Genomic DNA, 20,837 nt, shown 5'->3' on the forward strand with positions numbered 1-20,837 from the left:
TCGCGCCGGCATCACTCATATCTACGGGCAAACCATTACCCCGCCCGAAGCCACCCGGAGGACATATGTCGAAGTCGGTTCAACTCATCAAAGATCATGACGTCAAGTGGATTGATCTGCGCTTCACTGACACCAAAGGCACTCAACATCACGTAACCATGCCGGCCCGTGATGCCCTGGATGACGATTTCTTCGAAATCGGCAAGATGTTCGACGGTTCCTCCATCTCCGGCTGGAAAGGCATCGAAGCATCCGACATGATCCTGATGCCGGACGACGAAACCGCCGTCCTGGATCCGTTCACCGAAGAGCCGACCCTGATCCTGGTCTGCGACATCATCGAGCCTTCGACCATGCAAGGCTATGACCGCGACCCACGCGCCATCGCCCACCGTGCCGAGGAATACCTGAAGTCCACCGGCATCGGCGACACCGCTTTCTTCGGTCCCGAGCCTGAATTCTTCATCTTCGATTCGGTCAAGTTCAAGTCCGACATCTCCGGCTCCATGTTCAAGATCTTCTCCGAACAAGGTTCGTGGATGTCCGACCAGGACGTGGAAGGTGGTAACAAGGGTCACCGTCCAGGCGTGAAAGGCGGCTACTTCCCAGTACCACCGTTCGACTTCGACCACGAGATCCGTACCTCCATGTGCAACGCACTGGAAGAAATGGGCCAGACCGTGGAAGTTCACCACCACGAAGTGGCGACTGCCGGCCAGAACGAAATCGGCGTGAAGTTCAACACGCTGGTCAAGAAGGCTGACGAAGTCCAGACCCTGAAATATGTCGTGCACAACGTTGCCGATGCCTATGGCCGCACCGCGACCTTCATGCCGAAGCCACTGTACGGCGACAACGGTTCGGGCATGCACGTTCACGTGTCGATCTCCAAAGACGGCAAGAACACCTTCGCTGGCGAAGGCTATGCCGGTCTGTCGGACACCGCCCTGTACTTCATCGGCGGTATCATCAAGCACGGTAAGGCCCTGAACGGCTTCACCAACCCTTCGACCAACTCCTACAAGCGTCTGGTCCCAGGCTTCGAAGCGCCGGTGATGCTGGCCTACTCGGCTCGCAACCGTTCCGCCTCGATCCGTATTCCTTACGTGAACAGCCCTAAAGCCCGCCGCATCGAAGCCCGCTTCCCGGATCCGGCTGCCAACCCGTACCTGGCCTTCGCCGCACTGATGATGGCCGGTCTGGACGGTATCCAGAACAAGATCCACCCTGGCGATGCCGCCGACAAAAACCTGTATGACCTGCCGCCTGAAGAGGCCAAGGAAATCCCGCAGGTTTGCGGCAGCCTGAAAGAAGCCCTGGAAGAGCTGGACAAGGGCCGTGCGTTCCTGACCAAGGGCGGCGTATTCAGCGATGACTTCATCGACGCTTACATCGCACTGAAAAGCGAAGAAGAAATCAAGGTCCGCACCTTCGTACACCCACTGGAATATGAGCTGTACTACAGCTGCTGATCCAGTAGCGCTCGCACACGCGGCGTGAAACAAGAGAGGCCTCCTTCGGGAGGCCTTTTTCATGGGCGCAGGTTACTGCATGATGACCGCCGCCCCTCCCCAGAGAAGAGACCGCCCATGAACTTGCGCTTCACATTCGGCTTTGCCCTTTCGGTCGCGCTGTTGGCCACCAACGCTCAAGCCACACCGGCTCCTGACGCTCTGACGCCTTTGCTGAACGCCATTGGCGAACGCATAGCCCTTGCCGATCAAGTGGCGTTGAGCAAATGGGACAGTCATAAACCGGTAGAAGACCGCCAGCGCGAACGTGAAGTCATTGCCGCCGCCGTCGCCCAAGCGCCGGTCTACAAGCTGCCTGGTGAAACCGTGGAAGCGTTTTTCAGCGCCCAGATAGAAGCCAACAAACTGGTGCAGTACATCGACCTGTCCGACTGGGCCCTGGCAGGCAAGGCCCCGGATCTCCCGCGTCCGGACCTGGTGGGGCAAATCCGTCCACAGCTTGATCGACTGCAAAAGCGCCTGTTGCAACAACTGGCCGATTTCACCCCCTACCGTACCGACCCGCAGTGCCCGCAATGGTTGGCCCGGGCCACCCATAACAACAAACAGCACCCGGTGCACCGGCTTGCCCTGATCCGGGCGACTGCAGAGCTGTGCATAGCTCCCAAAGCCTGAAACACCCGGTTCCCTGTGGGAGCGAGCCTGCTCGCGATAGCGGTGTGTCAGGCAACAGCCATGTTGCTGAGCGATCGCCATCGCGAGCAGGCTCGCTCCCACAGGGGATTCCGGTGTTGGGACGTTTTGGGTTGGGCCAACCGACTCCTTGTCCTATGCTGCATCCAACACTTTCAGTTTCCGGTCGATTTTTATGGGTCGTGTCTTTCCTGGCGTTTTGTTGCTACTGGCATTGCCCGCAGCAGCCCAGATCTACAAATACACCGACGCCGACGGCAACACCGCCTATAGCAACCAGCCGCCCCAAGGCGTCCCGGCCCAGACCGTGGAGTTGCCGCCGCTCAACAGCATCGAACGCCAGTCTCCAACCAGCCCGGACGCGCCGACAGCTCCCGCCAACAGTGAAGCACCGCGCAAGGCCTACGAAACACTCGAACTGACGGACATTCCCACCGAGGAAGCCCTGCGCGCCAACAATGGCACCTTCACCGTCGGCGTTCGTGCGCAACCGCGCCTGCAAAGCCCCCATCAGTTCCGCCTGCTGCTGGACGACCAGCCTTATGGCCAGCCCTCCAACGTGCCGCGCCTGCAGCTGGTGAACATCGACCGGGGCGAGCACCGCCTGGCGGTCCAGGTCATCGATGGGGAAAACCTTGTGCAACAGAGCGAAACCGTTACGTTTACCGTGCAGCGGGTGCACCAGCCATGAGCCGCTGGGTGCTTGCCCTGTGCCTGTCGCTGGTCGCCTTGCCGGCGATGGCGCAGGTCTATACCTATGTCGATGCCCAGGGCAATCGGGTCTTCACCGATCAGCCGCGCCCCGGCAACGCGAAGAAAGTCCAGCTGACACCCGGCAACCGAATGCCCATGCCGCCTGCAGCTGCAACCACGGCGCCAGTCTCCGAAGCCCAGCCGAAACCCCTGTTTCATTATGAGATGCTCCGGCTGCTGATCCCCGAGCCGGATGCCACCATACGCAGCACAGCGGGGGAATTGATCGTCACCGCCACCAGTGAGCCGGGGCTGAAAAAGGGCCATCGCTACCGCCTGCTGCTCGATGGCCGGCCTACTGGCGAACCAGGACCAAGCCCAGTGTTTGCCTTGAGCAATATCGATCGAGGCACTCACCAATTGGCGGTAGAAATCCTCGACGAGCAAGACCGCATCGTCGAACGCACCGCCAACCAGCCCTTCCACATGCAACGCATTTCGCTGGCACAGAAGCGCCGCATCAAGCCTTGCGCCACGGCTGACTATGGCCAGCGCCCCGAATGCCCTCTCGCCGACAAACCCGAAGAAGAAAGCAGCATCCTGCCGTTCTTCTAACGCCCGCCCTGATGACGCACTATATTGGTGCGCATCGTTGCACCTCTACTCAGGCGCGAACCCATTTTGGTTCGAAAGTACCCGGAAAAACTGGCCGAACGCCACGCAATCGGGCGAAAAAAACCTATTTCAGGCTCTAAACGCTTCTTTTCGGAGCCTTGGTTTGGTTTTTGCATTTTCCTTCTATCAGCGCGTTACATCGCGCGCGCAATTTGGGACCGGCCCCGAATTGCCACGCTTCAAAAGAGGTCCCGATGACCATCAGCGACGCACTACACCGCTTGCTACTCGACAACCTCACCACCGCGACCATTCTGCTCGACGCCGAACTGCGCCTCGAGTACATGAACCCGGCGGCAGAGATGCTCCTGGCCGTCAGCGGTCAGCGCAGCCATGGACAGTTCATCAGCGAGCTGTTCACCGAATCCGCCGAGGCACTCAACTCCCTGCGCCAGGCCGTGGAGCAGGCTCATCCGTTCACCAAGCGTGAAGCGATGCTCACCGCCCTGACCGGCCAGACGCTGACGGTCGACTACGCGGTAACCCCGATCCTGAGCAACGGCGCCACACTGTTGCTGCTGGAAGTCCACCCCCGTGATCGCCTGCTACGCATCACCAAGGAAGAGGCGCAATTGTCCAAGCAGGAAACCAGCAAGATGCTGGTGCGTGGCTTGGCCCATGAAATCAAGAATCCCCTCGGCGGCATCCGTGGCGCTGCGCAATTGCTGGCCCGGGAACTGCCCGAAGAAAGCCTCAAGGACTACACCAACGTCATCATCGAGGAAGCCGATCGCCTGCGAAACCTCGTGGACCGCATGCTCGGTTCCAACAAGCTGCCGTCCCTGGCCCTGTGCAACGTCCACGAGGTGCTGGAGCGCGTCGGCAGCCTCGTGGAAGCCGAGAGCCAGGGCTGCATCACCTTGGTGCGCGACTATGACCCGAGCATTCCCGATGTCCTGATCGATCGCGAACAGATGATCCAGGCCGTGTTGAACATCGTGCGCAACGCGATGCAGGCCATCAGCAGCCAGAACGAGCTGCGCCTGGGCCGCATCAGCCTGCGCACTCGCGCCTTGCGCCAGTTCACCATCGGCCATGTGCGCCATCGCCTGGTGACCAAGATCGAAATCATCGACAACGGCCCGGGCATCCCCACGGAATTGCAGGAAACCATCTTCTTTCCAATGGTCAGCGGCCGTCCGGACGGTACCGGGCTGGGGCTGGCCATTACCCAGAACATCATCAGTCAGCATCAGGGCCTGATCGAGTGTGAGAGCCACCCCGGCCACACCACCTTTTCGATCTTCCTGCCACTGGAACAAGGAGCCACATCGACATGAGCCGTAGTGAAACCGTGTGGATCGTCGATGACGACCGTTCTATCCGCTGGGTCCTGGAAAAAGCCTTGCAACAGGAAGGCATGACCACCCAGAGCTTCGACAGCGCCGACGGCGTGATGAGCCGCCTGGCCCGTCAGCAACCGGACGTCATCATCTCCGACATCCGCATGCCCGGTGCCAGCGGCCTGGACCTGCTGGCGCGGATTCGCGAGCAGCACCCGCGGCTGCCGGTGATCATCATGACCGCCCACTCCGACCTGGACAGCGCCGTGGCGTCCTATCAGGGCGGCGCCTTCGAGTACCTGCCCAAGCCGTTCGATGTCGATGAAGCCGTGTCGCTGGTCAAGCGCGCCAACCAGCACGCCCAGGAACAACAGGGTCTGGAAGAAGTGCCGGCCCTGGCCCGCACACCGGAAATCATCGGCGAAGCGCCGGCGATGCAGGAAGTGTTTCGCGCCATCGGACGCCTGAGCCACTCCAATATCACTGTGTTGATCAATGGCGAATCCGGCACCGGTAAAGAACTGGTGGCCCATGCCCTGCACCGCCACAGTCCACGGGCAGCGTCGCCATTCATTGCACTGAACATGGCCGCGATTCCCAAGGACCTGATGGAATCCGAACTGTTCGGTCACGAGAAAGGCGCATTCACCGGCGCGGCCAACCTGCGACGCGGGCGCTTCGAACAGGCCGACGGCGGCACGTTGTTCCTCGATGAGATCGGCGACATGCCGGCCGATACCCAGACCCGTTTGTTGCGCGTGTTGGCGGACGGCGAGTTCTATCGGGTGGGCGGGCATACCCCGGTCAAGGTCGATGTACGCATCATCGCCGCGACCCACCAGAACCTGGAAACCCTGGTGCACGCCGGCAAATTCCGTGAAGACCTGTTCCACCGCCTGAACGTGATCCGTATTCATATCCCGCGTCTGGCGGATCGTCGCGAAGACATCCCGACCCTGGCCAGGCATTTCCTCAGCCGCGCCGCCCAGGAACTGGCGGTGGAGCCCAAGCTGCTCAAGAGCGAGACCGAGGAATACCTCAAGAACCTGCCGTGGCCCGGCAACGTGCGTCAGTTGGAGAACACCTGCCGCTGGATCACCGTCATGGCTTCGGGACGTGAGGTGCATATCGGCGACCTGCCGCCGGAACTGCTGAGCCTGCCACAGGATTCGGCCCCGGTGACCAACTGGGAACAGGCCCTGCGCCAGTGGGCCGACCAGGCCTTGGCCCGCGGCCAGTCGAGCCTGCTGGACAGCGCCGTGCCGAGCTTCGAACGCATCATGATCGAAACCGCCCTCAAGCACACCGCCGGCCGCCGCCGCGACGCCGCCGTGCTGCTGGGCTGGGGTCGCAATACCTTGACCCGCAAGATCAAGGAATTGGGGATGAAGGTCGATGGCGGGGATGATGACGAGAGCGACGAGGGCTGAGCTGCCGTTGGCTTTTCGCTGAATCCGAAGGCCAATCGCGAGCAGGCTCGCTCCCACATTGGACATCGGTGTCCGCAAGCTCTTGTGGGAGCGAGCCTGCTCGCGATGCTTTTGAAAGCGTCGTGCACCACACCGATGCACCACGAACCGCAACTACGCGCTTCATGCAGGCCCAAACCAATCGGGCCACCACAAGAAAATCCGTACCAAAGAAGCCAAAAACCCCGGAATACGGGGCCTTGCGCGGCACTGGAAAGTTTTTTGTGACAAGCCATTTAAAACTGGCACGTCCCCTGCAATAACCCTATCACTACCCAGTTTCGGGGACCTTGGTACAGGCAGGCCGGGGATTCCCCATTTTATCCGGGCTCATCGAGCCCACCGTTTTGGGGGCCTTGATACAGGCAGGTCAAGGTTTCCCTCTTTTATTGCTCCTGGAGACGGACCTCTAACCGCCAGCGGTCATCCACCTCGCTACCGGTCCACTCCCCCCGCAGCGGACGCGCCGCCACCAGCGTCAGCAACAAGCCCTTGTCACTCAGGCGCACCCGCCAGTTCACATCCTTGCCGTTGAGCTTCAACTGTCCCTTCTGCGCCGGGCCTTCGGCTTCGAACAACAGCGCCACGGAGCCATCGACGATTTCCCCGTGCAGCTTGGGCTCGTCATTGAACCAGGCCACCAGCACCCCATCGCTCACCTCGATCCGCTGCAACACGCTCGGTTCGGGATTGGTCAGGCGGCCGATCATCAGGCCAATCATCATCCCGAAGATTGCCAGGGAGCCCATGACCCGCGGGAATAGCTTCGAACGCTCATCGGTTTGCAGCGTAGAATGCGCGTCATCTTTGTTATCGGAGCCGTGCATGTTTCACGTCATCCTTTTTCAACCGGAAATTCCGCCGAATACCGGCAATGTCATCAGGCTGTGCGCCAACAGCGGCTGCCACCTGCATTTGATCGAACCGCTGGGCTTCGAGATGGACGACAAGCGCCTGCGCCGCGCCGGCCTCGATTACCACGAGTATGCCACCTTGCAGCGTCATGCCGACCTCGCCAGCTGTCTGGAAAGCCTCGGTCACCCGCGCCTGTTCGCCTTCACCACCAAGGGTTCGCGGCCTTTCCATGACGCCAGTTTCGTCGCCGGCGATGCGTTCCTGTTCGGACCGGAAAGCCGTGGCCTGCCGGCCGACGTGCTGGACGCGCTACCGGCGGACCAGCGCCTGCGGCTACCCATGCGCGAAGGCTGTCGCAGCCTGAACCTGTCCAACACGGTGGCGGTGGCTGTCTACGAGGCGTGGCGGCAGAACGGGTTCGCCTGAATCCATAACGCCAGAAACTCCTGTGGGAGCGAGCCTGCTCGCGATGGCGATCGCTCAGCAACATGGCTGTTGCCTGACACACCGCTATCGCGAGCAGGCTCGCTCCCACAGGTTTGGTAGCCGGCTGTCGGACGCTTATTGAACCGTCGCGCCGCCTTCTTCCTGCATGCGCTGCAGCTCTTGGGCGTACAGGGCGTCGAAGTTCACCGGGGCCAGCATCAGGGCCGGGAACGAGCCGCGGGTCACCAGGCTGTCCAGCGCTTCACGGGCGTACGGGAACAGGATGTTCGGGCAGAACGCGCCCAGAGTGTGGCTCATCGAAGCGGCATCGAGGTTCTTGATCAGGAAGATCCCGGCCTGCTGGACTTCAGCGATGAACGCCACTTCTTCACCGTTCTTCACGGTGACCGACAGGGTCAGCACCACTTCGTGGAAGTCTTCTTCCAGGGCTTTCTGACGGGTGTTCAGGTCCAGGCCTACGCTTGGCTCCCACTGCTGGCGAAAGATCGCCGGGCTTTTCGGGGCTTCGAAGGACAGGTCACGCACATAAATGCGCTGCAAGGAGAATTGCGGTGCGGCTTCTTCTTCGCTGGCAGCTGTGTTCTGTTGGTCAGTCATCGCAGATCCTTCTCACTTTCAGGTTCTTTAGGGGATTCAGGCCTGGAGCAACGCGTCGAGCTTGCCGGCGCGCTCCAGGGCATACAGGTCGTCGCAACCGCCCACGTGGGTGTTGCCGATCCAGATCTGCGGCACGGAGGTGCGTCCGGCCTTCTGGGTCATCTCGGCGCGCAGCTGCGGCTTGCCGTCGACCTTGATCTCTTCGAAAGCCACGCCCTTGTTCTGGAGCAGGAACTTGGCTCTGGAACAATAGGGGCAGTAATCGCTGGAATAGACAACGACGTGGGTCATCTCACTTCACCAGGGGCAGGTTGTCGGCTTTCCAGGTCGCCACGCCACCGGACAGCTTGGCGGCGGTGAAACCGGACTTCATCAGTTCGCGGGCGTGGGTACCGGCCGTCTGGCCCATGGCATCGACCAGGATGATGGTCTTGGCCTTGTGCTTTTCCAGTTCGCCGATACGCGCGGCCAGTTTGTCCTGGGGAATGTTCAATGCGCCGACAATGTGACCGGCGGCGAATTCCTTGCCCGGGCGAATGTCCACCACCACGCCGGCATCCTTGTTGACCAGCGCGGTCAGTTCGGCGGTGCTCAGGCTGCGGCCGCCGCCCTGCATCGTATGGGCAACCAGCAATGCCAGCAGTACGACGAAGATACCGACGAGAATGTAGTGGTTAGTGGCAAATTCAATCAGGTGAGCAACCATCGAAGGAGGTTCCAGGGCGTTAAAATGTCGGCCAGTATACACAGCACTCAGGGTCGGCCAAACCCCGCCCGGCGGTGACGGCACCGGAACTTACCTTTAAACTGCCCGTCCCTTTTCCATCGTCTTCTTTTAACCAGCCACGAGTGGATTCCATGACTACCACGCCTAAACCTTTGGTCCTGATGATTCTCGACGGCTTCGGTCACAGTGACAGCCACGAATCCAACGCTGTGTATTCGGCCAACAAGCCTGTACTGGACCGCCTGTGGGCCACCGTGCCGAACGGCCTGATCTCCGGCAGCGGCATGGACGTCGGCCTGCCGGACGGGCAGATGGGCAACTCCGAAGTCGGCCACATGAACCTCGGCGCCGGCCGCGTGGTTTACCAGGACTTCACTCGCGTCACCAAAGCGATCCGCGACGGCGAGTTCTTCGAGAACCCGACCATCTGCGCCGCCGTGGACAAAGCCGTGGCCGCCGGCAAGGCCGTGCATTTTATGGGCCTGCTGTCCGACGGTGGCGTGCACAGCCATCAGGACCACTTGATCGCCATGGCCGAGCTGGCCTTCAAACGCGGCGCCGAAAAGATCTACCTGCACGCCTTCCTCGATGGCCGTGACACCCCGCCGAAAAGCGCCGCTTCTTCGATCGAGCTGCTGGATGCCACCTTCCAGGCGCTCGGCAAGGGTCGCATCGCCAGCATCGTCGGCCGTTACTACGCCATGGACCGCGACAACCGTTGGGACCGTGTCGCCCAGGCCTACAACCTGATCGTCGATGGCAACGCCGAATTCAGCGCCGCCACCGCCCAGGAAGGTCTCGAAGCCGCCTACGAGCGCGGCGAAAGCGACGAGTTCGTCAAGGCCACCACCATCGGCGAGCCGGTCAAGGTCGAGGATGGCGACGCCGTGGTGTTCATGAACTTCCGCGCCGACCGCGCCCGCGAGCTGACCCGGGTCTTCGTCGAAGACGATTTCAAGGAGTTCGAACGCCCTCGCCAGCCAAAACTGGCCGGCTTCGTGATGCTGACCCAGTACGCCGCCAGCATCCCCGCACCCTCGGCGTTCGCTGCCGGCAGCCTGGAAAACGTCCTGGGCGACTACCTGGCGAAGAACGGCAAGACCCAGCTGCGCATCGCCGAAACCGAGAAATATGCCCACGTGACGTTCTTTTTCTCGGGCGGCCGCGAAGAACCGTTCCCGGGCGAAGAGCGCATCCTGATCCCATCGCCGAAAGTCGCCACCTACGACCTGCAACCCGAGATGAGCGCTCCGGAAGTCACCGACCGGATCGTCGACGCCATTGAAAACCAGCGTTACGACGTCATCGTGGTCAACTACGCCAACGGCGACATGGTCGGTCACAGCGGCGTGTTCGAGGCGGCGGTCAAGGCCGTGGAATGCCTGGACACCTGCGTTGGCCGCATCGTCGACGCATTGGAAAAGGTCGGCGGCGAAGCGCTGATCACGGCCGACCATGGCAACGTCGAGCAGATGTCAGACGAATCCACCGGCCAGGCCCACACTGCCCACACCACCGAGCCGGTGCCATTCATCTATGTCGGCAAACGCGACTTCAAGGTCCGCGAAGGCGGCGTACTGGCCGACGTGGCGCCGACCATGCTGATGCTGCTGGGCATGGAGAAGCCGGCGGAAATGACCGGGACTTCGATTCTGGTCTGACGACACGTAGTCTCCGAGCATTGGCTTGTTGTGGCGAGGGAGCTTGCTCCCGCTCGATGGCGCAGCCATCGCCGAGGCTCTGGCCTGATCCATTGTCGAGGGGGCTGCCTCGCAGCCCAGCGGGAGCAAGCTCCCTCGCCACAGCAGGCTCGCTCCCACCTTGGTTTTCGGTGTATTTCAGCCCAGTTATCACACAGCCCCAAATGGGCGTTTTTTTTGCGGCGTGGGGCGGGCATACTAGGCCGTCCCTTTCCCTGGTATCGCCCGCCTCTATGCTTCGCGTCCTGATAGCCCTCGCTCTGACCTGCCTGCTCCAACCGGCCTTCGCTGACGAGCGCGCGCAAACCCAACAACAGTTGGAAGCCACGCGCCAGGACATCGCCGAGCTGAAAAAGCTGCTGGGCAAGCTGCAGGAAGAAAAAGCCGGCGTGCAGAAAGACCTGCGCGGCACCGAGACCGAGATGGGCAACCTGGAGAAACAGGTCGATGCCCTGCAAAAAGAGCTGAAGAAAAGCGAATCCGAGCTGCAGCGGCTCGATGGAGAGAAAAAAAAACTCCAGAGCGCGCGCACTGAACAGCAACACCTGATCGCCATCCAGGCCCGCGCGGCCTATCAGAGCGGCCGCCAGGAGTACCTCAAGTTGTTGCTCAACCAGCAGAACCCCGAGAAGTTCGCCCGTACCCTCACCTATTACGACTATCTGAGCCAGGCACGCCTGGAACAACTCAAGAAATTCAATGAAACCCTGCGCCAACTGGCCAATGTCGAAAAAGACATCGAGCTGCAGCAGGCCCAGTTGTTGGTGCAGAAAAGCAGCCTCGACACCCAGCGCGAAGAGCTCGAGAAAGTACGCAAGGAACGCGCGGTGGCCCTGGCCAAGCTCAATGACGATATGAAGGCGCGGGACAGCAAGCTCAAGGCTCGCGAGCAGGACCAGGCCGAACTGGCCAACGTTTTGAAAACCATCGAGGAAACCCTGGCCCGCCAGGCGCGAGAGGCAGAGGAAGCGCGGCAGAAAGCGCTGATCGCCCAGCAGGAAGCCGAAAAAAAGCGCTTGCGTGAAGCCCAGGCCGATGCGGACGCGGACGACGCCCCGCGCAAAACGACGAAATCCAGCCCCGGCGCCCTGGTTTCCAGCGACGGCGAAACCTTCGGCGGCGCCTTTGCTTCCGCCCGGGGCAAACTTCCATGGCCGGTCAATGGTCGATTACTTGCGCGCTTTGGTGAAACCCGCGGCGACGACACCCGCACCAAGTGGGACGGCGTGATGATCAGCGCCTCCGCCGGCAGCCAGGTGCATGCCGTGCACGGCGGGCGGGTAGTGTTCGCCGACTGGCTGCGCGGCGCCGGCCTGCTGGTGATCCTCGATCACGGCAACGGTTACCTGAGTCTGTACGGCCACAACCAGACGCTGCTCAAGTCGGCGGGTGATGTGGTCAAGGCCGGTGAGTCCATCTCCACGGTCGGCAACAGTGGCGGGCAGGATACGCCTGCGCTGTATTTCGCAATTCGTCAGCAGGGTCGCCCCAGCGACCCGGCCCAATGGTGTCGTGCGCAAGGATAAGCGCGCCCATCCAATTAAGGAGTTCGTTCGACATGCTGCATTTGTCCCGCCTCACCTCGCTGGCCCTGACGATCGCCCTCGTGATCGGTGCGCCCCTGGCTTTTGCCGCCGGCCCGGCACCAACGGCACCAGCACCTGCCGCTACGGCCGCGACCACCAAGGCCCCGCTACCGCTGGACGAACTGCGCACCTTCGCCGAAGTCATGGACCGGATCAAGGCCGCCTACGTCGAACCGGTGGATGACAAGATGCTGCTGGAGAACGCCATCAAGGGCATGCTCAGCAACCTCGACCCACACTCGGCCTACCTGGGGCCGGAAGACTTTGCCGAATTGCAGGAAAGCACCAGCGGCGAGTTCGGCGGCCTGGGCATCGAGGTCGGCAGCGAAGACGGCTTTATCAAGGTGGTCTCGCCAATCGACGATACGCCTGCCTCCAAGGCCGGGATCCAGGCCGGTGACTTCATCGTCAAGATCAACGGCCAGCCGACCCGCGGCCAGAGCATGACCGAAGCCGTGGACAAGATGCGCGGCAAGATCGGCCAGAAGATCACCCTGACCCTGGTGCGCGATGGCGGCACGCCGTTCGACGTGACCCTCACCCGGGCGGTCATCCAGGTCAAGAGTGTGAAGAGCCAGTTGCTGGAGTCGGGCTACGGCTACATCCGCATCACCCAGTTCCAGGTCAAGACCGGCGAAGAAGTCGCCAAGGCCCTGGCCAAGCTGCGCAAGGACAACGGCAAGAAACTCAACGGCCTGGTCCTGGACCTGCGCAACAACCCCGGCGGCGTGCTGCAATCGGCGGTGGAAGTGGTGGATCACTTCATCACCAAGGGCCTGATCGTCTACACCAAGGGCCGTATCGCCAACTCCGAGCTGCGTTTCTCGGCCACCGGCAACGACCTGAGCGAAGCCGTGCCACTGGTGGTGTTGATCAACGGTGGCAGCGCCTCGGCCTCGGAAATCGTCGCCGGCGCCCTGCAGGACCAGAAACGCGGCGTCGTCATGGGCACCACCAGTTTCGGCAAGGGTTCGGTGCAGACCGTGCTGCCACTGAACAACGACCGCGCCCTGAAGATCACCACCGCGCTGTATTTCACGCCCAACGGTCGCTCCATCCAGGCCCAGGGCATCGTTCCGGACATCGAGGTGCGCAAGGCCAAGATCACCAACGAGCAGGACAGCGAGTACTTCAAGGAAGCCGACCTGCAAGGCCACCTGGGCAATGGCAACGGCGGTGCCGACAAGCCGAGCGGCTCCGGCGGCAAGGCCAAGCCGATGCCGCAGGATGACGACTACCAACTGGCCCAGGCCCTGAGCCTGCTCAAAGGATTGAACATCACTTCCGGCCGCTGAGATGGGCCGGCGTTTCATCCTCGGCCTGTTGTGCTGCCTGGCGAGCGCTGCTTTTGCAGCGCCCGACACACCTGCGGCTTCACCGCACAAGGCCTACCTGAGCCTGATCATCGACGACCTGGGGCAGAACCTGCCCCGGGATCGCCGGGTATTGGCGCTTCCCGGCCCGGTCGCCACCGCGATCATGCCCGACACGCCCCATGCCGCCGAATTCGCCCGCGAGGCTCACCGCGCCGGCAAGATCGTCATGCTGCACATGCCCATGGATCCGGCGACCGGGCCGTTCGCCTGGCATCCCGAGCTACCGATTGAAGAGCTGGGAAAACGCCTCGAAGCCGCATTCGCCGCCGTGCCCTATACCAGTGGGATCAACAACCACATGGGCAGCCGCATGACCGCCCAGCCCCAGGCCATGGCATGGCTGATGGCGGACTTGCAGCAGCGCCACAAGTTCTTCGTCGACAGCCGCACCAGCGCTCAAACCGTCGCCGCAGCCGAAGCTCAGAAGATCGGCCTCGCCAGCGTATCGCGGGATGTCTTTCTCGACGACGAGCGCACCGAAGCCGCCATCGCCCATCAACTCCAGACCGCCATCGACCTGGCCCGCCGCCAGGGTTCGGCCGTGATGATCGGTCATCCTTACCCGCAGACCCTGGCGGTGCTCGAACGCGAACTGCCCCGGCTCAAGGCACAGGGTGTCGAGTGGATCGACATCAAGTCGATGATCAGCCTGCGCAGCAATCGAGCGATGGTGGGGCATGGGAAGGATGGGGTTTATCGTTAACCGCGTCGCGGCGATCCGACGATGGAGCCAGACCGGCTAGCGCACGGCTCAGAGATACCGCGCCATGATCGCGTCCACCGCACCCTCTTTGCGCAGCTCATCCAGGGCTTTTTGCAGCCGTGCGACCACGTCGTCGGACACATCCTTGTTCAGCGCCAGGTATAACTCAGCGCTGTTGAATCGCAGCACGGTCTTGAGATCGTTCACGCCTTCCTGGCGAGCCAGGTAGCGGCCAGCCGGATCGCCAGTGGCCCACAAGTCGATTTGACCGTTGAGCAGTTTCCTGGCGTTGTCCTGATCGCGCAGCACGACAATTGGATTCAGCCCTTGCTTACCCAGGGTTTCGGCAATCGCATCGCCCTTGTAGGCGCCGATCCTGTACTGGCGCGCCTGCTCCAACGAGTCGAGGACAATCTTGCTGTCCGCCCTGGCAAGCATGATCCAGTCATCCGGACCGATAGGGCCGACCCATTTGAAAAGCGCTTCACGCTCCGGCAACCGCGCCATGACAAACACACCGTAGCCGGGATTCTCCAGGGCGAGTTTGTAGATGCGTTCCCAGGGAAAACGCAGCGTCAGGCTGTAGGTGATGTCGGCGCGCTTGAAGATCTCGCGGACGATGTCCACGGCGATGCCATGGATGTTCTCGTCCTGGGCGAAGTTCTTGCCGTTCTTGGCCATGTTGTACGGCGGGAAGTTTTCCGTCAGCAGCACCAGTGACGTCTCGGCGGCGCGGGCGGTCCCTGCGAGCAGCAACGTGACACCGGCAAGGGCAAGAACGAGGCGTTTGAGCATGTCGGGCTACCGCAATCCATGGTGTGCCCAAGAGTGCCTTGGGCCCGCCATGGTGTCCAGCGATCAGCGAACGCAGATACCGCGCTGTGCCATGTAGGCCTTCGCTTCCGGCACGGTGTATTCGCCAAAGTGGAAAATGCTCGCCGCCAGCACTGCGCTGGCATGGCCTTCGAGAATGCCGTCGGCCAGGTGTTGCAGGTTGCCAACGCCACCGGAGGCAATCACCGGGATGCCCAGGGCATCGCTGATGGCGCGGGTGACGCCCAGGTCGAAACCGTTCTTCATGCCGTCCTGGTCCATGCTGGTCAACAGGATCTCACCGGCGCCCAGGCCTTCCATTTTCTTTGCCCACTCGACGGCGTCGAGGCCGGTGGGCTTACGGCCGCCGTGGGTGAAGATTTCCCAGCGCGGAGGTTCGCCCGGGCCGGACACCTTCTTCGCATCGATCGCCACGACAATGCACTGCGAGCCGAAACGCTCGGCGGCCTCGCCAACGAATTCAGGATTGAACACGGCCGCAGTGTTGATCGACACCTTGTCCGCACCGGCGTTGAGCAGGTTGCGGATGTCTTGCACAGTACGCACGCCACCGCCCACGGTCAGCGGGATGAAGACCTGGCTGGCCATGCGCTCTACGGTATGCAGCGTGGTATCGCGGCCATCGACGCTGGCCGTGATGTCCAGGAAGGTGATCTCGTCCGCGCCCTGCTCGTCGTAGCGACGGGCGATTTCCACCGGGTCGCCGGCGTCACGGATGTTCTCGAACTTGACGCCCTTGACCACCCGGCCGTTATCCACGTCCAGGCAAGGGATGATGCGTTTGGCCAGCGCCATGATGAGTCCTCAGCCTGTGTAGGAATCGCAGAAGGCCTGGGCCTCGGCGACGTCCAGGGTGCCTTCATAAATCGCACGACCGGTGATCGCACCGATGATGCCGGGTGCCTTGGCGTCGAGCAGCGTCTTGATGTCGCCCAGGTTGTGGATACCGCCGGAGGCGATGACCGGGATTTTCGTGGCGGCGGCCAGGGCGGCGGTGAACGGGACGTTGCAGCCCTGCATCATGCCGTCTTTGGCGATGTCGGTGTAGACGATGGCAGACACGCCGTCAGCCTCGAAGCGCCTGGCCAGGTCGATCACCTGCACGGTGCTGACTTCGGCCCAGCCGTCAGTGGCGACGAAACCGTCCTTGGCGTCCAGGCCGACGATGACCTTGCCCGGGAAAGCGCGGCAGGCTTCGGCAACGAACTCGGGCTCCTTGACGGCCTTGGTGCCGATGATCACATAGCTGACGCCGGCCTTGACGTAGTGCTCGATGGTTTCCAGCGAACGAATGCCACCACCGATCTGGATCGGCAGGTTCGGGTAGCGCCTGGCGATGGCGGTAACCACTTCACCGTTCACCGGCTGCCCTTCGAAAGCGCCGTTCAGGTCAACCAGATGCAGGCGACGGCAGCCACCTTCCACCCACTTGGCGGCCATGCTCACCGGATCATCGGAAAATACCGTGGAGTCTTCCATCCGGCCTTGACGCAGACGTACGCAAGCGCCGTCCTTGAGATCGATAGCGGGGATAATCAGCATGCTTTTTCCTTCGTCAAAAGAGCCACAAGCTGCGAGCCACAAGCTGCAAGCATGCGTTTATGTTTCTCTCTTGCAGCTTGAAGCTTGAAGCTTTCAACTGCTTTTTTCGAGTGCCCACAGGTCGCTTTCGATGCTTTCGAACCTTTCCTTAAGGTGCGCCTGCACGTCGAAAATCGCCCTGTTGTAATAGTGCGGAGCAATTTCGCGGGTAAACAGGTCAAGAATTTCCGCCGCCTCGAACGAACCCAGATCCAGTTCGAAACGCTCCTCCATGAACCGCTGGATCTTGCGGTTCGCCTCACTCTCCTGCTCGGGCGTGAGGGAGAGGATGGGCGGTTTCTTGCGTGCCATTACCAGCGGCCGTCCCACGCGGCGAAGTTCTGCAGCAATTGCAGGCCATGGGTGTGGCTCTTCTCGGGGTGAAACTGCACGGCGAATCGCGACCCATCGGCCAGGGCTGCGGCGAAATCGACGCCATAGTGACCGCTGCCCACCACCTGCCGCGCGTTGCCGGCCGCGATGTAGTAGCTGTGCACGAAGTAGAAGCGCGCCAGGTCCGGAATGTTGTGCCACAGCGGATGGTCCACCGCCTGCTTCACTTCGTTCCAGCCCATGTGCGGGACTTTCAGGTGTTCGGCGTCTTCATGCAGATCCTTGCCGAAGAACTTCACCTGGCCCGGGAACATGCCGATGCAATCGACACCGCTGTTCTCTTCGCTGCGCTCGAGCAGAGCCTGCATGCCCACGCAGATGCCGAGGAACGGACGATCCTGGCTGACTTCGTGGACCAGCGAGTCGAAGCCCAGGCGACGGATCTCGGCCATGCAGTCGCGAATCGCACCGACACCAGGGAATACCACCCGGTCGGCTTCGCGAATCACGTCGGCATCGCTGGTGATCAGAACCTTGCCGGCGCCCACATGCTCGAGGGCCTTGGCCACCGAGTGCAGGTTGCCCATACCGTAGTCGATAACCGCAACCGTCTGCATTACAGGACGCCCTTGGTGGAAGGCATCTGCCCGGCCATGCGGTCATCGAGCTCCACGGCCATGCGCAAGGCGCGGCCGAAAGCCTTGAACACGGTTTCGATCTGGTGGTGGGTGTTGTGCCCGCGCAGGTTGTCGATGTGCAGGGTCACGTTGGCGTGGTTGACGAAGCCCTGGAAGAACTCCTGGAACAGGTCGACGTCGAAGCCGCCGACGGTGGCGCGGGTGTATGGCACATGCATCTGCAGGCCCGGACGACCGGAGAAGTCGATGACCACCCGCGACAGCGCTTCATCGAGCGGCACATAGGCATGGCCGTAGCGACGGATGCCCTTCTTGTCGCCGATGGCCTGGGTGAAGGCCTGCCCCAGGGTGATGCCGACATCCTCCACCGTGTGGTGGTCGTCGATATGCAGGTCACCCTTGCTGACGATGTCCAGGTCGATCAGCCCATGACGGGCGATCTGGTCCAGCATGTGCTCGAGAAAAGGCACGCCGATATCAAACCGGGCCTTTCCGGTGCCATCCAGGTTGATCGAGGCTTTGATCTGGGTTTCCAGAGTGTCGCGCTCGACAGACGCCTTACGTTCGGCCATCACCAGCTCCGCAAAATCATTGGGCGAAAAAGGCAGCCATTATAGGGGCGCGAGCGACAAACAGAAACACGAACGGTGAGATGACTGACGGGCTGGATGCCGCGTCGCTGGGGTAGACATGTCCATACAAGCAAATGGACACACCCAAAAAACAATGTGGGAGCGAGCCTGCTCGCGATAGCAGAGGGTCAGCCGACTAAGATGTCGACTGACACTGCCTCATCGCGAGCAGGCTCGCTCCCACAAGGAACGCAGCGTTTGTTTCAACTATCAGTGAAACAACACCGCCGTCTTCTGCAGGGTCACCCACACACCCCACGCCAACGGAATGCCCACCACCAGCCAGGCGGCGACTGCCAGGAGCTTGGTGCCCGGTGCGGCTTTCCACTCCAGGGAAGTGGTGCTGTCGGCGCCCTTGTCATGACCCAGCGCCTGTTCGGCGGCCAGTTCGGCGTCGGTCATGAAGTATTTGTCGGCGACCGGGCGAACCATCAGGTTGCACAGGAAGCCCAGCACCAGCAGGCCTGCAAGGATATACAGGGTGATGTCATAGGCCGCGGCGCGTTCAACGCCGATGCTCAGCTGATATTCACGCAGGTAGTTCACCAGCACCGGACCCAGCACGCCGGCCGCAGCCCAGGCAGTCAACAAGCGACCGTGGATCGCGCCGACCATTTGCGTACCGAACAGGTCCGCCAGGTAGGCCGGCACAGTGGCGAAACCGCCGCCGTACATCGACAGGATGATGCAGAACGCCGCCACGAACAGCGCGATGCTGCCCAGGTGACCGAGGTTCGGGATCAGCGAGTACAGGGCGACACCCAGGGCGAAGAACACGAAGTAGGTGTTCTTGCGGCCCAGGTAATCCGAGAAGGACGCCCAGAAGAAGCGCCCGCCGATGTTGAACAGGCTCAGCAGACCGGTGAAGCCCGCGGCGATGGCGGCGATCTGGGCCAGTTGCGTGGCATCCAGTTGACCGAAAGGCAGGTCGTTGCCGAGCAATTTACCGCCGAACACTTCCTGCAGCAGTGGCGAAGCCATGCCCAGGATGCCGATACCGGCGGATACGTTCAGGCACAGCACCAGCCATACCAGGCGGAACTGCGGGGTTTTCCAGGCAACGTTCACGTGAACGTGGCGATGGGTGATCATCGCGTTCGCGGCTTTCTTCGGCGCCGGAGTCCAGCCTTCAGGCTTCCAGCCGGTCGGTGGCACGCGGTACGACAAGGCACCACCGATCATGAACACGAAGTAGATCGCGGCCATGACCAGGAAGCTCTGCCAGACGCCCACGCCGGTCGGCGAAGCGAAATGGTTCATCAGCGCTGCGGCCAGCGGAGCACCGACCATCGCACCGCCACCAAAGCCCATGATCGCCATGCCAGTCGCCATGCCGCGCTTGTCCGGGAACCATTTGATCAGGGTGGACACCGGGGAGATGTAGCCCAGCCCCAGGCCGATACCGCCGATCACGCCGGAACCAACCCACATCAGCCAGATCTGGTGGGTATAGATACCCAGCGCGGAAATCAGCAGGCCACCGCACCAGCACAAGGCCGATACGACACCGGCCTTGCGTGGCCCGGCGTGTTCCAGCCAGCCGCCCCAGATGGCTGCCGAGCAACCCAGGAAGATGAAGAACAGGGTGTAGATCCAGCCGAGCATCGAGATCGGCCAGTCGCATTGGGATGAAAAGACTTGCGAGATGAAGCTCATGTCCGGTGCGCAAGCCACCGGCTTGGTGATGCCCAAGGCCTTGGACAGCGGCAACCAGAACACCGAGAAGCCGTAGGCCATGCCGATGCAGAGGTGAATGGCCAGCGCGGCCGGTGGAACCAGCCACCGGTTGAAACCGGACTTGGCGATGATACGTTCCTTGGAGAGGAACGCAGGCTGGTCGGCAACGCCGCCGGCCGTGATGCTCGTGCTCATTGTGTATCCCCCAATTGTTAGAATGGTCCGCCAGCCACGCATCACCCTCAGCCTTATTTGCACGCAGGCGCGACTGTATTTTCTGGTGAAGCTTCCCGTCGGTGTGACATCAAGTCGCAGAAGGACGGGCGAACGGGTAAAGGTTACCATTTGCTCGTGACAGAAAAACCAAAGTGACATCACCTTTTTCATGTCATCTGTCTTATCGCGCCCCTGTTTGCTTTCTGTAGGGCGAAAGTCATTTATTTTTCAGGAGCTTCCATGCCCATTGTCGTCGAGCAGCTGATTGAAGCCACCGGCCAGGATCGGCAGGACCTGCACAAGATCTACCAGGACGCCCCGCCCTGGCTGCTCGAGCCGTTCAGCGATGCCACTCGGTTGATCCAGGCTTACCTGCAGGATGGCTCATTGATCGCAGCACGCTTCAACGATCGACTGCTCGGCGCCGCACGCCTGCAACGGCACCAGAACGTCTGGCACTTGTCTCAGATGTGCGTACGAAGCCTGACCCGTCGTCGTGGCGTAGCAGAGCGACTGGTCGGCGAAGCACAGCGGATGGCCCGGCAAGAGGGCGCCGAGTTGCGGCTACTGGCCCCTGCCGGACATCTGATGGCCCAGGCTCTGGCAGCCAAGTTGAAGTTGGCGCTGGACGAAGGTTGAGCGCCACGGAA

23 protein-coding genes are annotated in these 20,837 nt (G+C 61.7%); 12 read left to right on the forward strand and 11 right to left on the reverse strand.

Going from position 1 to position 20,837, the window contains the following annotated elements:
• The first annotated feature begins 65 nt into the window (after positions 1 to 65).
• From glnA to ntrC, 6 genes are all read left to right on the forward strand, one after another.
• Entirely contained in the window at positions 66 to 1,472 is a 1,407-nt protein-coding gene (gene glnA, locus N005_RS04510; RefSeq protein ID WP_024778072.1) for a glutamate--ammonia ligase, read from the forward strand.
• Positions 1,473 to 1,589: 117 nt separating this feature from the next.
• The gene (locus N005_RS04515) at positions 1,590 to 2,147 is read left to right on the forward strand and encodes a chorismate mutase (RefSeq protein WP_047699801.1); all 558 of its coding nucleotides are present in this window, start codon (positions 1,590 to 1,592) and stop codon (positions 2,145 to 2,147) included.
• A gap of 193 nt (positions 2,148 to 2,340) precedes the next feature.
• Positions 2,341 to 2,856 (forward strand): DUF4124 domain-containing protein, encoded by a 516-nt coding sequence (locus tag N005_RS04520; RefSeq protein WP_047699803.1) that lies wholly within the window; start codon positions 2,341 to 2,343, stop codon positions 2,854 to 2,856.
• Positions 2,853 to 3,473, forward strand: coding sequence for a DUF4124 domain-containing protein (locus N005_RS04525; protein ID WP_047699806.1), 621 nt, complete (start codon positions 2,853 to 2,855; stop codon positions 3,471 to 3,473). The genes N005_RS04520 and N005_RS04525 overlap by 4 nt, the downstream gene beginning before the upstream one ends.
• A 254-nt stretch (positions 3,474 to 3,727) precedes the next feature.
• Entirely contained in the window at positions 3,728 to 4,813 is a 1,086-nt protein-coding gene (gene glnL, locus N005_RS04530) for a nitrogen regulation protein NR(II) (RefSeq protein WP_047699809.1), read from the forward strand.
• Positions 4,810 to 6,246 carry a nitrogen regulation protein NR(I) gene (gene ntrC, locus N005_RS04535; protein WP_047699810.1) on the forward strand — a complete coding sequence of 479 codons (1,437 nt, stop codon included), beginning with the start codon at positions 4,810 to 4,812 and terminating at the stop codon, positions 6,244 to 6,246. The genes glnL and ntrC overlap by 4 nt, the downstream gene beginning before the upstream one ends.
• Before the next feature lie 425 nt (positions 6,247 to 6,671).
• Here the strand turns inward: ntrC and N005_RS04540 are convergent, their stop codons facing one another.
• A complete protein-coding gene (locus N005_RS04540) occupies positions 6,672 to 7,112 on the reverse strand; it encodes a hypothetical protein (RefSeq protein ID WP_047699812.1) in 441 nt (146 codons plus the stop codon).
• Here N005_RS04540 and trmL point away from each other — a divergent pair.
• On the forward strand, positions 7,111 to 7,566 hold the full coding sequence (trmL, locus tag N005_RS04545) for a tRNA (uridine(34)/cytosine(34)/5-carboxymethylaminomethyluridine(34)-2'-O)-methyltransferase TrmL (RefSeq protein ID WP_046064092.1): 456 nt from the start codon (positions 7,111 to 7,113) through the stop codon (positions 7,564 to 7,566). The genes N005_RS04540 and trmL overlap by 2 nt on opposite strands.
• 135 nt (positions 7,567 to 7,701) lie before the next feature.
• Here trmL and secB read toward each other — a convergent pair whose 3' ends face one another.
• From secB to N005_RS04560, 3 genes are read right to left on the reverse strand one after another with little or no spacing between them, the layout of a single operon-like run.
• Positions 7,702 to 8,184, reverse strand: coding sequence for a protein-export chaperone SecB (gene secB, locus N005_RS04550; RefSeq protein ID WP_047699815.1), 483 nt, complete (start codon positions 8,182 to 8,184; stop codon positions 7,702 to 7,704).
• A 36-nt stretch (positions 8,185 to 8,220) separates the two neighbouring features.
• The gene (gene grxC / locus N005_RS04555; protein ID WP_047699817.1) at positions 8,221 to 8,475 is read right to left on the reverse strand and encodes a glutaredoxin 3; all 255 of its coding nucleotides are present in this window, start codon (positions 8,473 to 8,475) and stop codon (positions 8,221 to 8,223) included.
• Position 8,476: 1 nt separating this feature from the next.
• On the reverse strand, positions 8,477 to 8,890 hold the full coding sequence (locus N005_RS04560) for a rhodanese-like domain-containing protein (protein ID WP_041024715.1): 414 nt from the start codon (positions 8,888 to 8,890) through the stop codon (positions 8,477 to 8,479).
• Positions 8,891 to 9,042: 152 nt separating this feature from the next.
• Here N005_RS04560 and gpmI point away from each other — a divergent pair, with 152 nt between their 5' ends.
• The 4 genes from gpmI to N005_RS04580 all read left to right on the forward strand — a co-directional run bounded on the left by gpmI (position 9,043) and on the right by N005_RS04580 (position 14,276).
• On the forward strand, positions 9,043 to 10,572 hold the full coding sequence (gene gpmI / locus N005_RS04565; protein WP_047699819.1) for a 2,3-bisphosphoglycerate-independent phosphoglycerate mutase: 1,530 nt from the start codon (positions 9,043 to 9,045) through the stop codon (positions 10,570 to 10,572).
• A 272-nt stretch (positions 10,573 to 10,844) separates the two neighbouring features.
• Complete coding sequence (locus N005_RS04570; protein WP_047699821.1) at positions 10,845 to 12,137, forward strand: murein hydrolase activator EnvC family protein; 1,293 nt, start codon at positions 10,845 to 10,847, stop codon at positions 12,135 to 12,137.
• Between the two features lie 32 nt (positions 12,138 to 12,169).
• Entirely contained in the window at positions 12,170 to 13,492 is a 1,323-nt protein-coding gene (locus N005_RS04575; protein ID WP_047699823.1) for a S41 family peptidase, read from the forward strand.
• Position 13,493: 1 nt separating this feature from the next.
• Positions 13,494 to 14,276 (forward strand): divergent polysaccharide deacetylase family protein, encoded by a 783-nt coding sequence (locus tag N005_RS04580; RefSeq protein ID WP_047699824.1) that lies wholly within the window; start codon positions 13,494 to 13,496, stop codon positions 14,274 to 14,276.
• Positions 14,277 to 14,324: 48 nt separating this feature from the next.
• On the opposite strand, the gene N005_RS04585 is transcribed toward N005_RS04580, so the two are convergent.
• The 7 genes from N005_RS04585 to N005_RS04615 form a co-directional block, all read right to left on the reverse strand.
• Positions 14,325 to 15,071: a substrate-binding periplasmic protein gene (locus tag N005_RS04585; protein WP_047699826.1), complete on the reverse strand. Its 747-nt coding sequence runs from the start codon at positions 15,069 to 15,071 to the stop codon at positions 14,325 to 14,327.
• A gap of 63 nt (positions 15,072 to 15,134) precedes the next feature.
• On the reverse strand, positions 15,135 to 15,905 hold the full coding sequence (gene hisF, locus N005_RS04590; protein WP_024778056.1) for an imidazole glycerol phosphate synthase subunit HisF: 771 nt from the start codon (positions 15,903 to 15,905) through the stop codon (positions 15,135 to 15,137).
• A 9-nt stretch (positions 15,906 to 15,914) separates the two neighbouring features.
• Entirely contained in the window at positions 15,915 to 16,652 is a 738-nt protein-coding gene (hisA, locus tag N005_RS04595; RefSeq protein WP_047699828.1) for a 1-(5-phosphoribosyl)-5-[(5-phosphoribosylamino)methylideneamino]imidazole-4-carboxamide isomerase, read from the reverse strand.
• A gap of 93 nt (positions 16,653 to 16,745) precedes the next feature.
• Positions 16,746 to 17,003 carry a DUF2164 domain-containing protein gene (locus N005_RS04600; protein WP_047699830.1) on the reverse strand — a complete coding sequence of 86 codons (258 nt, stop codon included), beginning with the start codon at positions 17,001 to 17,003 and terminating at the stop codon, positions 16,746 to 16,748.
• Entirely contained in the window at positions 17,003 to 17,641 is a 639-nt protein-coding gene (gene hisH / locus N005_RS04605; protein ID WP_047699832.1) for an imidazole glycerol phosphate synthase subunit HisH, read from the reverse strand. Before hisH ends, N005_RS04600 begins: the two co-directional genes overlap by 1 nt.
• Positions 17,641 to 18,234, reverse strand: a complete 594-nt coding sequence (hisB, locus tag N005_RS04610; protein ID WP_024778052.1) for an imidazoleglycerol-phosphate dehydratase HisB — start codon at positions 18,232 to 18,234, stop codon at positions 17,641 to 17,643. The genes hisH and hisB overlap by 1 nt, the downstream gene beginning before the upstream one ends.
• 270 nt (positions 18,235 to 18,504) lie before the next feature.
• Entirely contained in the window at positions 18,505 to 20,166 is a 1,662-nt protein-coding gene (locus N005_RS04615) for an OFA family MFS transporter (protein WP_047699834.1), read from the reverse strand.
• Between the two features lie 261 nt (positions 20,167 to 20,427).
• On the opposite strand from N005_RS04615, the gene panM reads away from it, so the two are divergent.
• Entirely contained in the window at positions 20,428 to 20,826 is a 399-nt protein-coding gene (gene panM / locus N005_RS04620; RefSeq protein ID WP_047699836.1) for an aspartate 1-decarboxylase autocleavage activator PanM, read from the forward strand.
• Positions 20,827 to 20,837 lie beyond the last annotated feature (11 nt).

The organism is Pseudomonas mediterranea CFBP 5447, from assembly GCF_000774145.1.
GTDB classification, from domain to species: domain Bacteria; phylum Pseudomonadota; class Gammaproteobacteria; order Pseudomonadales; family Pseudomonadaceae; genus Aquipseudomonas; species Aquipseudomonas mediterranea.

Bases quoted from the DNA above. Each gene is read 5' to 3' on its own strand.
- N005_RS04560 (WP_041024715.1), bottom strand. From the start codon at position 8,890: ATGGTTGCTCACCTGATTGAATTTGCCACTAACCACTACATTCTCGTC.
- glnA (WP_024778072.1), top strand. From the start codon at position 66: ATGTCGAAGTCGGTTCAACTCATCAAAGATCATGACGTCAAGTGGATT.
- N005_RS04575 (WP_047699823.1), top strand. From the start codon at position 12,170: ATGCTGCATTTGTCCCGCCTCACCTCGCTGGCCCTGACGATCGCCCTC.
- N005_RS04600 (WP_047699830.1), bottom strand. From the start codon at position 17,003: ATGGCACGCAAGAAACCGCCCATCCTCTCCCTCACGCCCGAGCAGGAG.
- N005_RS04580 (WP_047699824.1), top strand. From the start codon at position 13,494: ATGGGCCGGCGTTTCATCCTCGGCCTGTTGTGCTGCCTGGCGAGCGCT.
- N005_RS04520 (WP_047699803.1), top strand. From the start codon at position 2,341: ATGGGTCGTGTCTTTCCTGGCGTTTTGTTGCTACTGGCATTGCCCGCA.
- N005_RS04515 (WP_047699801.1), top strand. From the start codon at position 1,590: ATGAACTTGCGCTTCACATTCGGCTTTGCCCTTTCGGTCGCGCTGTTG.
- hisH (WP_047699832.1), bottom strand. From the start codon at position 17,641: ATGCAGACGGTTGCGGTTATCGACTACGGTATGGGCAACCTGCACTCG.
- N005_RS04585 (WP_047699826.1), bottom strand. From the start codon at position 15,071: ATGCTCAAACGCCTCGTTCTTGCCCTTGCCGGTGTCACGTTGCTGCTC.
- hisA (WP_047699828.1), bottom strand. From the start codon at position 16,652: ATGCTGATTATCCCCGCTATCGATCTCAAGGACGGCGCTTGCGTACGT.
- glnL (WP_047699809.1), top strand. From the start codon at position 3,728: ATGACCATCAGCGACGCACTACACCGCTTGCTACTCGACAACCTCACC.
- N005_RS04540 (WP_047699812.1), bottom strand. From the start codon at position 7,112: ATGCACGGCTCCGATAACAAAGATGACGCGCATTCTACGCTGCAAACC.
- gpmI (WP_047699819.1), top strand. From the start codon at position 9,043: ATGACTACCACGCCTAAACCTTTGGTCCTGATGATTCTCGACGGCTTC.
- panM (WP_047699836.1), top strand. From the start codon at position 20,428: ATGCCCATTGTCGTCGAGCAGCTGATTGAAGCCACCGGCCAGGATCGG.
- hisF (WP_024778056.1), bottom strand. From the start codon at position 15,905: ATGGCGCTGGCCAAACGCATCATCCCTTGCCTGGACGTGGATAACGGC.
- hisB (WP_024778052.1), bottom strand. From the start codon at position 18,234: ATGGCCGAACGTAAGGCGTCTGTCGAGCGCGACACTCTGGAAACCCAG.
- ntrC (WP_047699810.1), top strand. From the start codon at position 4,810: ATGAGCCGTAGTGAAACCGTGTGGATCGTCGATGACGACCGTTCTATC.
- N005_RS04570 (WP_047699821.1), top strand. From the start codon at position 10,845: ATGCTTCGCGTCCTGATAGCCCTCGCTCTGACCTGCCTGCTCCAACCG.
- N005_RS04525 (WP_047699806.1), top strand. From the start codon at position 2,853: ATGAGCCGCTGGGTGCTTGCCCTGTGCCTGTCGCTGGTCGCCTTGCCG.
- secB (WP_047699815.1), bottom strand. From the start codon at position 8,184: ATGACTGACCAACAGAACACAGCTGCCAGCGAAGAAGAAGCCGCACCG.
- grxC (WP_047699817.1), bottom strand. From the start codon at position 8,475: ATGACCCACGTCGTTGTCTATTCCAGCGATTACTGCCCCTATTGTTCC.
- trmL (WP_046064092.1), top strand. From the start codon at position 7,111: ATGTTTCACGTCATCCTTTTTCAACCGGAAATTCCGCCGAATACCGGC.
- N005_RS04615 (WP_047699834.1), bottom strand. From the start codon at position 20,166: ATGAGCACGAGCATCACGGCCGGCGGCGTTGCCGACCAGCCTGCGTTC.